The sequence below is a fragment of the Peribacillus cavernae genome (assembly GCF_003989135.1).
Taxonomy (GTDB): Bacteria; Bacillota; Bacilli; order Bacillales; family DSM-1321; genus Peribacillus; species Peribacillus cavernae.
This window is the reverse complement of sequence record NZ_RYZZ01000010.1, coordinates 22,605-35,598: the sequence shown is the minus strand read 5'-3', so window position 1 is coordinate 35,598 and position 12,994 is coordinate 22,605. Positions and strand designations below refer to the sequence as shown.

The following is a 12,994-nucleotide window of genomic DNA, read 5'->3' as shown; positions in this document are numbered from 1 at the left end:
TTTTACCTTTAAAATAGATTGTTTCCCTGGCTGTTATGCCACGGAAGAGGCGCCTCTCTTTCGATAATCTGTAAGTTCAAGCTGCCTGGCTTTTTGATTAGAAGCGGTGATTCTAACCAGGGTCGCCTGCAGAGTTCGCTTTTTATATGAGGGCTGTTATTTTTAAGGTCCATATATATTCAGAAGAATAAAGAAATAACCCTTCCCCTACAATATATTTTGCAGAAGAAGGGTTATGCCTATTTTGTTAAGAATATCGGTTTTTTTGCTGTTTGATCAATCGTGTAAGGAAGAGAGTAAGCTGGAACAAAATCAGAATCATCTGTCAGGATTGAACGGATATCTTCGCCTTGTTTATATGAGTTCCCCTTTTTTTGCAAGGCATCATATAAATCAGGTGTGTAATCCACAAATAGCTCTACATCGGAATTGATGACAATCGACAGCGTCTTTTGTGAGTAAGGGCTCAAAACGGCCGGCACTTCTTTCAGGCCCATTTTTTCGTAATCAATTGTAAAAACATCATTCGAAAGGCGTTCTTTAAATGGAGGATAGCCATTTTGTTGTCTGTACGCAGTCAGGCGAAGATTCAGGTCCTGTATTTCCTGGGCGATCCTCACATCAAATATCTTCACTTTCGGATCTGTTTCCACATCAATGATTACATATTGAAACACACCGCCCGATTCATAGGAATTACCGGGCGGTTCTGCCATATACTTTGGAACGATTTTCGGAAAATCGACAAGATATTTTTGATAATAGGGTGTTTCCATTGACTTCGTTTTAATCGGCAGGATTCCGCCTTCGTCTTCCCTGAACTGGTCGATTGCACTCTGAACAGACTGAATCTGCTCTTTGTAAGGAACCTGATTTTCTGCGGTTTTCTGTTCGGGATAGAGGCACCCAGTCAAAAAAAGCGGTAGAAGCAATAATAATGCAGTTACTTTTACTTTCAACATATTAATTTGTCCCTATGCATCCGTCGGTCCAGTTAATACGACAAATAGAATAATCAGACCCGCTGAGATCATCAATATGTAAGCAATGATGGCAGTAAATACCCGCAAGAAACCTTTTAACTTATAACGGCTGAAATAAATGGATAAGATGGAAATAAACATAAAAAACATGGCAGCAAATGAGATCCACATTTTTTGCAGTGCTGGTGTCATAGATTTTCACTCCTTCATTCCGAAAGTATTATAACACATGCAAGCTTTACCGAATACCTCTTTATTAAAGTGGAACCAATCGGCGCTCGGCCACTGCATGCCCTTCATACACTTTAAAAAAGCAGAAGATATAAAACAGCTGTATATCTTCCGCCATTTGACTAAATCCCCCATGTCGCCAGGTCAGATTACTAGTTTACTACGTTGCATTGTATGCAGAAAAGAAATAAGGCGCGCCCCCTAATGCCTATTTTCCAAAAATAATTCAGGCCTTCGCTTCCTTCGCTTGAACCAGTTTTAGGAAAGGCTCGGTCATTTGAGCCTTGAATCAAGGACATTGAACAGGTCTTCCATCTCAGCCGTCTTTGTACGGTTCATTAAAATATCAACTGATTCCTTCACGTTCCGCCCGTTGAACAGCACATTATACAACGCATTTGTAATCGGCATATTTACACTATATTTCTCGGCAAGCTGAAAGGCGGCTTTTGTAGTCCTGACGCCCTCGACAATCATGCCCATATTTTCGAGGACTTCATTCAGGTTCTGCCCTTTTCCGAGCAAATTCCCCGCTCTCCAGTTCCGCGAGTGGATGCTAGTACAGGTTACAATTAGATCGCCAATCCCTGCCAAACCAGAAAAGGTCAATGGGTTCGCACCCATTGCCGTCCCTAATCTTGAAATCTCGGCAAGACCTCTTGTAATCAAAGCTGCTTTTGCATTGTCCCCGTACCCTAATCCATCTGTGATCCCGGCGGCAAGTGCAATAATGTTCTTCAAGGCCCCGCCTATTTCCACTCCGACAATATCAGGGTTTGTGTATACGCGGAAGTTCTGGTTGATGAACAAATCCTGGATCCTTTCAGCCGCTGCCATATTCTTCGAAGATACTGCTACGGTTGTAGGATGGCGCTGGCTGACTTCCTCGGCATGGCTGGGTCCGGAAAGTACGACTACATCCTTTAGCAGTTCCGCTGGCATTTCTTCTTCGATCATCTCAGAAATACGCAAGAGTGTATCAGGTTCTATTCCTTTGCTGACATGGACAACCATAAGCGGTTTCTTTGCAAGCTCTCTAATTTGTCCGAGTACCCCTCTAATCGCCTTTGTTGGTACTGCCAGAATGATGTCTGTGATTCCTTCTAACGCCTGCCCTAAGGAAGAATAGCCGGTGATTCCTGCTGGCAATTCAATTTCCGGAAGGTATTTCCGGTTGGTATGTTGTTCATTTATTTCATTGATTTGATTCTTTTTATGTCCCCAGAGCCTTACTTCGTGATGATTATCCGCCAGCACCATCGCTAAGGCAGTTCCCCAGCTTCCTGCTCCAATCACGGCAATACTTTTCGTTTCTTTCGGCATGTTCAGCACCTCTCCTTTATTTTCTTTGGCGACCGAAGATCCTTATGGGTGTACCTTCGAATTCAAACGCATCACGAATCCTGTTTTCCAAAAATCTTTCGTACGAAAAATGCATAAGCTCAGGATCATTGACAAAGACGACAAAGGTCGGCGGTTTCACGGCTACCTGAGTAGTATAATAGATTTTTAGGCGGGTGCCGTTATGGGTTGGCGTTGGATTCATAGCTACCGCATCCATGATTACTTCGTTCAAGACATTGGTTTGAACACGCAACGCATGCGCTTCGCTGACCCGATCGATGATAGGCAGCAAGGAATGCACCCGTTTTTTTGTCTTTGCCGATAAATAAACAATTGGGGCATAATCCAGGAAGAGGAAATGGGCGCGAATATTTTCTTCAAATTCTTTCATTGTTTTTTCGTCTTTTTCGATGGCATCCCACTTATTGACGACGATGATGACACCCCTGCCGGCTTCATGAGCATAACCGGCAATTTTTTTATCCTGCTCCCTGATACCTTCCTCCGCGTTTAATAAGACAAGGACCACATCTGAACGTTCAATCGCCCTTAAGGCACGAAGAACACTGTATTTCTCAGTGCTTTCATATACCTTCCCTTTTTTTCTCATTCCAGCAGTGTCGATAATGACATATTCTTTGCCGTTATATGTATATGGCGAATCGATCGCATCTCTTGTCGTCCCTTCAATTTCACTTACAATCACGCGGTCTTCCCCGAGAAGCGTGTTTACAAGTGACGACTTTCCGACATTCGGACGCCCAATTAAGCTAAATTTAATGACTTCTTCATCATAATCCTGCTCATTATACTGGGGAAAACTTTTAGCTACCTGGTCGAGCAGGTCGCCAAGCCCTAAACCGTGGGATCCGGAGATAGGGAATGGATCGCCGAAACCAAGTGCATAAAAGTCATAAATCTGGTCCCTCATTTCCAGATTGTCAATCTTATTTACGGCAAGCACTACCGGCTTTTTTGACTTATATAGAATTTTAGCCACTTCTTCGTCCGCAGCAGTTACTCCTTCACGGCCATTTGTCAAAAAAACGATGACATCGGCTTCGTCGATCGCAATTTCCGCCTGCTGGCGAATCTGCTCCAGGAAGGGTTCATCGCCGATATCTATTCCTCCCGTATCGATGATGTTAAAGTCGTGTGTCAGCCATTCGCCTAAGCTATAAATTCTGTCTCTCGTTATCCCAGGCACATCTTCGACAATGGAGACCCGTTCCCCGACTATTCTATTAAATATTGTGGATTTTCCTACGTTCGGCCGCCCCACAATGGCTACTACCGGTTTTGGCATGATGTTTCTCCGCCCTTTCTTCAAATGAGTATCTGTTTTTATGGAATTCATGAAAGCCGTTTTATTGCGATATAATAAAGTTCATTTTCCATGTCTTGTGTATGCAGCCGTACTCGTTAAGCAAGGCCATACTCTCTTAGGACGGCCTTTTCTACCTATCATATAGTATCAAATTTTTCCGCAATCAACAATGTTTGTCTTATCTTAGCCTGGACGCTCCTTTTGCTGCTTGTTGATTTGCAAACACACCCTGGATAAAGCGGCTGGCAAATTCCAACAAAGCCCATGCCAAATTTATCAATACTAACAGGACAGCTGTATCCAGCCATGAATACGAACCTGCCTTGTAAGGCAGCGAATGAAATAGTAATAACCCTGAAAAGATAGTTTCACCTAGTATCATTCCGATCACGAGGGCACATGTCCGCCTTTTCCAGTCCTGGAAAAGGACTACTGCAAGATAATTCAAGAAAAAACCGAGCATCCAATCAGCCTTGAATATGAGCCATACCGGATCTAACAGCGCATATAACTGGAAGCATGAGTACCCTAGTGAAATAATGAAACTGCAAATGATAAATTCAATCGTCCTGTAGAGACTCAGGTTTCTGCAATAAAAACTGCAAATAATTAACAAATATATAGAAGAACTATTAATAACATAACGATAAACATGCAGCTCATAAGCTGCTAAAAACATTACGGCAAGCAAATGAAATAAAATAGCATAGCGGGATTGAAACGTTTTGGGGATAAAAAACATAACGACTACCCAGGCCATCCATAAGATCCAATAAAAAAACAATCCATCCATAATATTTCCTCCTCTAGAACCATTATGTCTTCTTTCTAAAAGGCTTAAACCCTGAACCAGCTCACGATAGCCCGTTATAATGAACACATAAATTCTTTTCGAATAGCAACGCTAAACGTAGGAGGTGTTAAAATGGGAAGAGACCGACAAGAAAAAAAACTGAAGGAAAGCGGACGTGTCGAGTCCGATCGAGACCAGGGGCTGGCTAAACCGGGTGCAACGAAAATGGAGAGCCCAGAAGAGGCCCGCGACAGAAACAAACGGTAAGAAAGGCGCTAGCGCCTGTAAAAGGAACGTCGACTAAGAACCGCCACGTCCTTATGTCTTCGTCGGCACTAGCACGTCCTGTGCGGGGCTAGGGGGTAGGCTGCTTGCGCTAGACACTTAGCATAGTTGAAAAGGTTATACTTTCTTATCTTTAAAGAAAGAAGCTGCACCCGGTTTATAGAGAACCGGGTGCAGCTTCTTTATAAAACTCATTATTTTGCATACCGGGAACAATCGATGCCTCGCTGTGTAAGCCAATGGTATGTCTTTCCGCTGATAACTAGACTGGAGTCCTGCAATTCTTTGATATTTTTTGCCCCAAGGGCCGTCATAATGATTCTTAACTCTTGATGCAAGTCTTCGATCTCGTGAATTAAAGCGGTCATGCCTTTTTCTTTCAAAGATTTCATAAAATGCCCCGCTATTCCCGCTCCATCCGCTCCTAAAGCAATGCATTTTGCCACATCAAGAGCATCTTGGATTCCCCCTGAAGCTAAGATTGAGGTATCCTCTCCTGCTGAAACTGCTTCTGCAATGGACACAGCAGTTGGAATTCCCCAATCATTGAAAAGGGTGAGAGCCGTCTGGCGCCTTTCATTCTCAATTCTTGCAAAGTTCGTCCCGCCGAACCCGCCGACATCCAAGATGCTAATGCCAGCCGAACATAATTGGGCTACGGTTTCTTTGCTCATGCCAAATCCAGTTTCTTTAACAATTACCGGGATATCGAGCTTCAGTCTTATTTCTTCAATCCTCGCTAAAACACCTTCGAAGGTACGGTCTCCTTCCGGCATAGTCAGCTCCTGGATGACGTTTAAGTGTATTTGCAGCGCATCAGCCTTCAGCATATCGGCGGCACGTTTAGCTTCTTCAATGCCGGCCTCCCCGCCAAGATTCGCGATCACGATGCCATCTGGATTCATTTTCCTGACAATTTCGAAAGAGGCAGCTTGAGCAGGATCCTTTATCGCTGCCATTTGTGAACCTACCGCCATCGAAATTCCTGTTTCTTTTGCAGCCATCGCCAGATCCCGATTCAGGTTTTCCGTCTCTTTTCCGCCGCCCCCGGTCATCGCGTTTATAAAAATTGGCGAACTTGCATGAAGTCCGCCAATGGCTGTATCAAGAGAGATACCCTCTGTAGATAGATCCGGCAAGCTTTGATGAACAAACGAAATATCCTCGAACCCGGATAGCCTGTGCTGCCCGGTTTGCAGTGCATAATGTATATGTTCTAATTTACGCTGGGTCCTTGTCAAAACTATCACCAATTATTTGAATTTTTTTAACTGCTCCCCGATCATATCACCAAGCTGGAATCCATTCGATTCCTCTGGCAGGTCATAATTTGAATCCTGATTAATTTGTCGTTCTTGCAATTCTTTTATACTTAAAGATAAGCGCTGATCCTCTTCATTTACATCGAGAACCTTCACCTGTACAGTTTGTCCTTCTCGCAAGACCTCCTGTGGTGTGCCGATGTGACGATGGGAGATTTGGGAAATATGGACAAGCCCCTCCACACCTGAGAAAATTTCCACAAAAGCACCGAATGAAACAAGCCTTTTGACAGTCCCTTCAAGTACAGCGCCTTTAGGAGCTTTCTCTGAAATATCAGACCAGGGACCAGGAAGTGTTTCTTTCACGGAAAGCGAAATTCTTTCGTTATCACGATCGACAGAAAGCACCTTTACGTTTATTTTGTCCCCCTCTTTAACGACATCAGAAGCTTTTTCAACATGCTCATGTGAAAGCTGGGAAATATGGACAAGCCCGTCCACACCGCCAATATCTACGAAGGCTCCAAAATCCGTGATTCTTTGTACGGTGCCCTCAAGAACTTGCCCGCTTTGAATCGAATCAAGCACCTCGCCTTTTTTCTTCTCCTTTTGATCCTGTACGACAGCACGATGGGAGAGGATCAAGCGGTTCTTCTCTTTATCAAGTTCAACGATTTTAAACGTCAATGTTCTATTCTTGTAATCAGCAAAGTCTTCGACAAAATAATCTTCGACCAGCGAAGCAGGTACAAAACCTCTGACCCCAAGATCAACGACAAGTCCGCCTTTTACGACATCCTTGACTTCCGCTTCAAAAACTTCCTCAGCTTCGAATTTCTCTTCCAGTTCATTCCATGCCTTCAATGCATCAATCTTGCGTTTGGACAGGATAAGAGCCTCTTCTTCTACTTTGATGACCTCGAGCTCAAGCTCGTCTCCTTCAGAAATTGCATCGGAAGCCTTTTCGACATGCAGGCTGGAGAGCTCACTGATTGGAATAATTCCATCTGTTTTGCTGTTCTCCACATCTACAATCACCTGTTTTTCTTCAACTTTGGTTACCCTGGCTTTAACTTGATCGCCAACTTCATAGTTGTTTACTTCTACTTGGTTCATGTCTTCTGTCATTTACGACTCCTCCTTAACCCCTGACTGCTCTGCAGAATTTATCTTCCTATTAATTCATAATTCGGAATAACCCCTTTTTTATAAATTCTAATAAATCGAGGAAATTGTCAAGCAAGAAGGATTACTTGCTCGCGGAAATTAATACTCTTATTTCTTCCATGATGATTTTGGTAGCTTCGTCGGCAGATATCTTATTTTCCCTATGTTCGGTAAAATCAATCGGCTTTCCATAGACAACTCTTAGTTGGCCAAAGGCTTTATATGGACCAATAATTGCACATGGAACCACCTGTGCATTGGATCGCAAGGCAAAAAATCCTGCACCCCCCAAACCTTCGCCAAGCTCCCCTGATTTGCTTCTTGTTCCTTCGGGAAACAAACCGAGGACCTCCCCTTCCTTTAGCAGCGAAAGTCCTTTTCGAAGAGCCTCCCTGTCACTCATTCCCCGCTTTACCGGAAAAACATTTACCCTTGGCAGGATTTCCTTTAAAACAGGGGCGTGAAAAAGTTCTTCTTTTGCCATAAAATGAATATCGCGGGGACAGGTGATTCCAACAATCGGCGGATCGAGATTATTGATATGATTGGAGCAAATCAAGACGCCGCCTTCTTTTGGAAAATTCTCCTTACCTATTGTTCGGACCCTATAAATAGGGCTTAAAACTAGTTTCACTACGTTTTTGCCAAATGTGTAAAACTTCAAGCTCATCTTGTCCTTTCTTCAATCCACGACATTATTTTTTCAGCCACTTGTTGTACGGACAATGAGGTAGTGTCGATTTCGATGGCATCATGAGCTTTTCTTAATGGTGCTACTTCCCTTTCGGAATCCAGCTTGTCCCGCAGAGAGATCTCTTCTTTTAATTTTCCGAGATTTGAAGAAAACCCCTTTTGAATATTTTCCTGATGCCGCCGAAGGGCCCGTTCCTCAACTGAGGCAATCAAAAATACTTTTACTTCCGCTGCAGGAAGGACATGCGTGCCTATGTCCCTGCCATCCATCACTATGCCGCCATGTTTGGCGAGAAGCTGTTGCCTTCTCACCATTTCTTCACGTATCGACTTATGCTTCGACACCTCGGAAACGGAGGCAGTGACCTCGTTATTGCGAATTTCTTCGGTTACATTTTGATTATCGAGGAAAACAAGCTGGCCGTAATCATTCGGCTTCAGTTCAATTACTGTATCATTCAATAAATGGACCAGGGCAATTTCGTTTCCGATATCGACTCCTTCACTCAGTGATTTATATGTCAACGCCCTGTACATGGCGCCTGTGTCTACGTATATGTAATTGAGTGTTCCTGCAACGATTTTTGCGACCGTGCTTTTTCCTGCTGCTGCGGGTCCGTCGATTGCAACTGATATTTTCTTCTCCATAAATCCTCCCATAATCCTGACAATACATCGATAATTCCATACCTCTATAGTTTAACACAAAAGGTTGAGTTATTATGAAAATAATGAATGCTTGCCTGGCAGTGGAATTATTATTTGGTTTTTGAAAATAAAAAAAAGCAGGAATCCCTGCTAGTTATTTCGGCCATTGAATGTTTCGATGATTTTCGTATAGTTGTTTTTTGTCACGCCTTCATATTCAGCCAGTTTCTTTATTTTCAGAAAAGAATCTTCACGGTGAAAAACCACCTGAAAAGCAAGCAAGCAAACCACCTGAATGAGTATTAGCTTGATGATAATCCGTTCGGTTGTTTTCATGATAGACCTTCCCAACCATCTTTTATTGACAGTATGGAAAAATGGAACAATTTTTATTCATGTTTTTCGAGAATCTAGTCAATCAGGCCCTTCTTCTTCATCTCGACTTGCCTTTCGAAAATATAGCGGATAAGGGTCTGACGGTTTGCGTCGGCCATTTCGATGAATTGTACAGACAGTTTATTAAATCGTTCTGTATGTTCGCTGATCCGGATGACATTGCTTTTCAGCCGCAAATAGCCAATTTCTCCGGATTTTAGCGGGAGTGCAAGCCAGACAAATATGTTCGAATGCGGCTGTAGACTGATTTGCTTTAAAATTCGCAAAGCTGCACCACCTGCACTGATATCATCCGTTATTGCCCTAAACGGCTCAAATTCAAACGCTTCTGGATGGACAGCTGTATCCACAGGCGTTTCAACCCTTACAAACTGTCTTCTTTGAATCTTTACATAAGACTCAATCGGAGGGTGTGACAATTGTATCATCGCTATCTGTGCTTTCACCCTGCCCAGGACTTCTGTATCAAAAATATACAGGTCCTGATTGCCGGCTATGAACGTGATTTTCATTTGAGTCCCATCTAGTAAAAAAGCAATTTTCCCAGTAGCGGTGTTGATGGGATAATCAATGAAAATGCTGCTTTCACTGATCTCAACTACCATGGATTTATACTGTTCAGACTGCAGCGAAAATTTTGGTTCTATGAGAAGCGTATCACCAATTTTAATCATTTTTCTCCATCTCCAGATTGGATCTCTCTTTTTATTCACTCTTATTTACCTATGATTAATGTATCACGAAACTCCAAATTAAGGATACAAAAAGTTCCTTCATGGAAAAAAGGAAAAGTGCTTATGCACTTTTCCCTCCTGTTATACACCATTTTACAATAAATTTTCATAAACCGGCTCTGCGTTTTTAAGCTTTTCCACTCTTTCTTCCTGTACTGTGTTTGCATTGATAAAAATCCTGTACGTATCACTATCGATGGTCCCAAGAAACTCATAGCAAAGAACTTCTTCCCCTAGCTCATTTTCTATCAATGCTTTCCGCTCTTCCATGATTTTAACTTTAGGATTAATTTCTGCTCTCGCCTGTTCAATTGTTTTCGATGCTTTGCCAATTTCCCTTGCTTTATTTGATTTAAGAAATTCATCTGCAGAAAAGCCAACAACACTTCCATTATCAAGGGCGATTTTCACTTTTACTGAATCAGGATAAATTCTTACACCATTTAACGATGTGACAAAGTTGAACATGCCTATATTGCCATACTGGGCACTCTCATATAAGTCGAGGGAGTCAAAATCATGGTCCTTTAAAAAAGCAACAGCCTTATTGCTCGCGCTATTCAAATCGATTTTAGACTTATCGACTTTACGGTTATTGATATACCAGATTGGATACCCTCCTACTTTTGTGATATCCATGTTGACTTCCGTTTTTGTAGCAGGGTTGATCAGGCTTACACTATAAAATCCATAATCAGATCCTTTTCCGTTCTCTTCTACCCGGGTTTTTAAAGATCCTGAAAGATTCGCATATCTTTTTGCTTCGGCAACGGCTTCTTTTTTCGTGATTTCTTTTCCTTTCAGATTGCTAAAGTTTTCTTCCTTCTGCCTGCCGCTTATGAAGTTCGGATCCTGATTGGCGGTTTCACTATAGCCCTCAACCTTCTTTTCAACGGTTTTGAATCCATCGATGATTGTATTATCGGCCTTTTCATCGTTTGATGCCAATGCTGTTTCGACATCCATCCATCTTAAATTGTTCTTAATGACGAGATATTGTACTTTCCTTAATTCATCCTGTATTTCCCCTGCCTCCTTATGGAGGGTTTGAAGGCGGGCATACTCTTTATCGTTTAGCGGATCCTTTTCAAGATCCCTTACCCCAGTCCGGTAACTGAAGCTCCCTATGTCTGATAGAAATTCTTCGGTTTTATTGAATGGCATCAGGGTAAGGGGCAGCTGGCCGACATCGATCTGCGCCTCGGAAGTAATCCTCCACACATCAGTGAGTGCAGGGCTTAGCGAATTTCTCGAATTCATCGCCAGTGTATTCCCGATCTTATCATGCAAAATATCGACTTGATAGGACAAATCGTGAAAAGCCCGTTGATAATTATTTTCCGCATTTATCAGGATTGCATTTTTTTCTTTATGTTCTTGATAGCCCCAGAATGCACTCCCGACTAAGGCAATTGCAAGAACTCCGACCAAAATATTTCGTATCACTTTTTCTCACCTCTTTATTTACAGAAGATATGTTTGCCGATTTTTTTAATTTGCGGCCGCGACCAGATCCATCCGCTTGTTGCAGTATCAGGATTAAAATAGTAAATTGCATTGCTGGTAGGATCCCAGCCATTGATTGCATCAATGACAGCCTCACGTGCCCTCTCATTCGGTGTCAGCCAGATTTGGCCGTCAGCCACTGCGGTAAACGCGCGTGGCTCAAAAATGACTCCAGAGATCGAATTTGGAAAAGACGGGCTTTCTACCCTGTTTAAGATAACCGCCGCAACGGCAACTTGTCCTATGTACGGCTCACCCCGGGATTCTCCGTACACGGCATTTGCTATCAGCTGTATATCATTCTGGGAGTAACCCCCTGGAATGTTGGAGGCAGTAGCTGTAGCCTTTCTCGTCGTTTGTCTGGCGGGTGTACCCGAAGCCCCTTTTCTCGGCTTTACTTGCTTATCAATATCCACTCCACCGTAGTAAGTAAAGTCATTCCCTTTCGCTATTTGTTCATGTACGAATTTACCATTGAAATTTGATGCGCTAACAAGTTTCTTCCTGGTACCTAGTCCAGCCAGTCCGTCAATCGGCAATCCAAAATCTTGCTGGAAGTTCCGCAGGGCCCAGTATGTTCCCCAGCCATAAGCGCCGTCAATTTTTCCATTATAATAGCCGATGTTTTGCAGTCGTGCTTGAAGCTCAATGACATCATCCCCCACAGCACCTCTTTGGATAACTTGGCCGGAGAACGCCTGCGCTGTTGTTTCAAAGGTCAGAGAGATACTGACTGATAAGCAAAGTAACCAAAGCAATAATTTGCTTTTTGACGAAATTCCTTTCATCAAAAACACTCCCTCTTTTCTTATATTGACATTATCCCTATTTTCTTCGTAAAAGGTGTTTTTATTCCGTGCTGCTTAAAAAATCCAAAATAAAAAAGGAGACTGACTTGACAAGTCAGTCCCCACTCTCCCATATTATAATGTCTCAGATGCATGGAAATCTGAAAGCAGTCTTGCCATCTTCACTTTTTTCAAACCGAACCACCATAAAAAAAGCATGAACGGCATCATCCAATAAAGCCAGGAATCCTGTGTAAGCAGGATGTAATCATAGACACCATGCAAAAGGAACGGCACTGCAAGGGCTAGGAAAACATATATTTGTTTGTTTGTTTTCATAAATTTCCCTTTCCCCAGATAGTACCCCATGATCACTCCGAACAAAGCGTGGCTGGAAACCGGTAGTACCGCTCTCGTCAGGGCATGTTCCGCCCCATTCGCAACAAGGTAGAGAATGTTTTCCATGGTCGCAAAACCAAGTGAGACGGCAGCACCGTAGACAATCCCGTCATATGGCTCATCAAAGGCAACATGAGGATATATCGCAAAAAACAGGATAAACCATTTAAAAAATTCCTCAAAAAGTCCTGCCCAGAGGAAGGCATGCTCCACATCACTTTGAAAGATATGTTCTGTTTCTAATATATATTGTAAAAACATAATCGGAAAAACAAGAAAAACACCAAACACAAACGATTTAATCACAACCGAAATAGGCTCTGTTTCATAATAGTCTTTTAAATAAAAATAGCTAAGCAAGGCCAGACCTGGCGCAATACCCGCTGAGAATAAGACCAGCATTTTTCTGACCTCTTTTCTTATCTTTTATCTAATCCT

The 12,994-nt window shown here is 42.7% G+C and carries 15 protein-coding genes; 1 reads left to right on the top strand and 14 read right to left on the bottom strand.

Going from position 1 to position 12,994, the window contains the following annotated elements; translation table 11 throughout:
• Nucleotides 1-239: 239 nt before the first annotated feature.
• The 5 genes from ELQ35_RS10040 to ELQ35_RS10020 all read right to left on the bottom strand — a co-directional run bounded on the left by ELQ35_RS10040 (nt 240) and on the right by ELQ35_RS10020 (nt 4,678).
• Nucleotides 240-962 carry a hypothetical protein gene (locus ELQ35_RS10040; RefSeq protein WP_126864710.1) on the bottom strand — a complete coding sequence of 241 codons (723 nt, stop codon included), beginning with the start codon at nt 960-962 and terminating at the stop codon, nt 240-242.
• 12 nt (nt 963-974) lie between these two features.
• Nucleotides 975-1,175 (bottom strand): DUF2768 domain-containing protein, encoded by a 201-nt coding sequence (locus ELQ35_RS10035; RefSeq protein WP_126864709.1) that lies wholly within the window; start codon nt 1,173-1,175, stop codon nt 975-977.
• A 312-nt stretch (nt 1,176-1,487) separates the two neighbouring features.
• A complete protein-coding gene (locus ELQ35_RS10030; protein WP_126864708.1) occupies nt 1,488-2,537 on the bottom strand; it encodes an NAD(P)H-dependent glycerol-3-phosphate dehydrogenase in 1,050 nt (349 codons plus the stop codon).
• A gap of 16 nt (nt 2,538-2,553) precedes the next feature.
• Nucleotides 2,554-3,864: a ribosome biogenesis GTPase Der gene (gene der / locus ELQ35_RS10025; protein WP_126864707.1), complete on the bottom strand. Its 1,311-nt coding sequence runs from the start codon at nt 3,862-3,864 to the stop codon at nt 2,554-2,556.
• Between the two features lie 199 nt (nt 3,865-4,063).
• Nucleotides 4,064-4,678, bottom strand: a complete 615-nt coding sequence (locus ELQ35_RS10020) for a YphA family membrane protein (protein WP_126864706.1) — start codon at nt 4,676-4,678, stop codon at nt 4,064-4,066.
• A 132-nt stretch (nt 4,679-4,810) separates the two neighbouring features.
• Here ELQ35_RS10020 and ELQ35_RS10015 point away from each other — a divergent pair, with 132 nt between their 5' ends.
• A complete protein-coding gene (locus ELQ35_RS10015; RefSeq protein ID WP_126864705.1) occupies nt 4,811-4,945 on the top strand; it encodes a YpzI family protein in 135 nt (44 codons plus the stop codon).
• A 212-nt stretch (nt 4,946-5,157) separates the two neighbouring features.
• Here the strand turns inward: ELQ35_RS10015 and fni are convergent, their stop codons facing one another.
• From fni to prsW, 9 genes are all read right to left on the bottom strand, one after another.
• The gene (gene fni, locus ELQ35_RS10010) at nt 5,158-6,204 is read right to left on the bottom strand and encodes a type 2 isopentenyl-diphosphate Delta-isomerase (RefSeq protein ID WP_126864704.1); all 1,047 of its coding nucleotides are present in this window, start codon (nt 6,202-6,204) and stop codon (nt 5,158-5,160) included.
• A gap of 12 nt (nt 6,205-6,216) precedes the next feature.
• Nucleotides 6,217-7,353 (bottom strand): 30S ribosomal protein S1, encoded by a 1,137-nt coding sequence (gene rpsA / locus ELQ35_RS10005; protein ID WP_126864703.1) that lies wholly within the window; start codon nt 7,351-7,353, stop codon nt 6,217-6,219.
• Between the two features lie 121 nt (nt 7,354-7,474).
• Nucleotides 7,475-8,056 (bottom strand): lysophospholipid acyltransferase family protein, encoded by a 582-nt coding sequence (locus ELQ35_RS10000; RefSeq protein WP_126864702.1) that lies wholly within the window; start codon nt 8,054-8,056, stop codon nt 7,475-7,477.
• 2 nt (nt 8,057-8,058) lie between these two features.
• Nucleotides 8,059-8,733 carry a (d)CMP kinase gene (gene cmk / locus ELQ35_RS09995; protein WP_126864701.1) on the bottom strand — a complete coding sequence of 225 codons (675 nt, stop codon included), beginning with the start codon at nt 8,731-8,733 and terminating at the stop codon, nt 8,059-8,061.
• 150 nt (nt 8,734-8,883) lie between these two features.
• On the bottom strand, nt 8,884-9,069 hold the full coding sequence (locus tag ELQ35_RS09990) for a YpfB family protein (protein ID WP_126864700.1): 186 nt from the start codon (nt 9,067-9,069) through the stop codon (nt 8,884-8,886).
• Nucleotides 9,070-9,143: 74 nt separating this feature from the next.
• Nucleotides 9,144-9,803: a flagellar brake protein gene (locus ELQ35_RS09985; protein WP_126864699.1), complete on the bottom strand. Its 660-nt coding sequence runs from the start codon at nt 9,801-9,803 to the stop codon at nt 9,144-9,146.
• A gap of 153 nt (nt 9,804-9,956) precedes the next feature.
• Nucleotides 9,957-11,309 (bottom strand): germination protein YpeB, encoded by a 1,353-nt coding sequence (ypeB, locus tag ELQ35_RS09980; RefSeq protein ID WP_126864698.1) that lies wholly within the window; start codon nt 11,307-11,309, stop codon nt 9,957-9,959.
• 14 nt (nt 11,310-11,323) lie between these two features.
• Nucleotides 11,324-12,157 carry a spore cortex-lytic enzyme gene (gene sleB / locus ELQ35_RS09975; RefSeq protein ID WP_126864697.1) on the bottom strand — a complete coding sequence of 278 codons (834 nt, stop codon included), beginning with the start codon at nt 12,155-12,157 and terminating at the stop codon, nt 11,324-11,326.
• Between the two features lie 135 nt (nt 12,158-12,292).
• The gene (gene prsW / locus ELQ35_RS09970) at nt 12,293-12,958 is read right to left on the bottom strand and encodes a glutamic-type intramembrane protease PrsW (RefSeq protein ID WP_126864696.1); all 666 of its coding nucleotides are present in this window, start codon (nt 12,956-12,958) and stop codon (nt 12,293-12,295) included.
• Nucleotides 12,959-12,994: the final 36 nt, after the last annotated feature.

What these genes read in the sequence shown, in the direction of transcription:
- ELQ35_RS10015 (WP_126864705.1), top strand. Translation starts at nt 4,811, where the DNA reads ATGGGAAGAGACCGACAAGAAAAAAAACTGAAGGAAAGCGGACGTGTC.
- cmk (WP_126864701.1), bottom strand. Translation starts at nt 8,733, where the DNA reads ATGGAGAAGAAAATATCAGTTGCAATCGACGGACCCGCAGCAGCAGGA.
- ELQ35_RS09990 (WP_126864700.1), bottom strand. Translation starts at nt 9,069, where the DNA reads ATGAAAACAACCGAACGGATTATCATCAAGCTAATACTCATTCAGGTG.
- sleB (WP_126864697.1), bottom strand. Translation starts at nt 12,157, where the DNA reads ATGAAAGGAATTTCGTCAAAAAGCAAATTATTGCTTTGGTTACTTTGC.
- ELQ35_RS09985 (WP_126864699.1), bottom strand. Translation starts at nt 9,803, where the DNA reads ATGATTAAAATTGGTGATACGCTTCTCATAGAACCAAAATTTTCGCTG.
- ELQ35_RS10020 (WP_126864706.1), bottom strand. Translation starts at nt 4,678, where the DNA reads ATGGATGGATTGTTTTTTTATTGGATCTTATGGATGGCCTGGGTAGTC.
- ELQ35_RS10030 (WP_126864708.1), bottom strand. Translation starts at nt 2,537, where the DNA reads ATGCCGAAAGAAACGAAAAGTATTGCCGTGATTGGAGCAGGAAGCTGG.
- prsW (WP_126864696.1), bottom strand. Translation starts at nt 12,958, where the DNA reads ATGCTGGTCTTATTCTCAGCGGGTATTGCGCCAGGTCTGGCCTTGCTT.
- ELQ35_RS10035 (WP_126864709.1), bottom strand. Translation starts at nt 1,175, where the DNA reads ATGACACCAGCACTGCAAAAAATGTGGATCTCATTTGCTGCCATGTTT.
- ELQ35_RS10040 (WP_126864710.1), bottom strand. Translation starts at nt 962, where the DNA reads ATGTTGAAAGTAAAAGTAACTGCATTATTATTGCTTCTACCGCTTTTT.
- rpsA (WP_126864703.1), bottom strand. Translation starts at nt 7,353, where the DNA reads ATGACAGAAGACATGAACCAAGTAGAAGTAAACAACTATGAAGTTGGC.
- der (WP_126864707.1), bottom strand. Translation starts at nt 3,864, where the DNA reads ATGCCAAAACCGGTAGTAGCCATTGTGGGGCGGCCGAACGTAGGAAAA.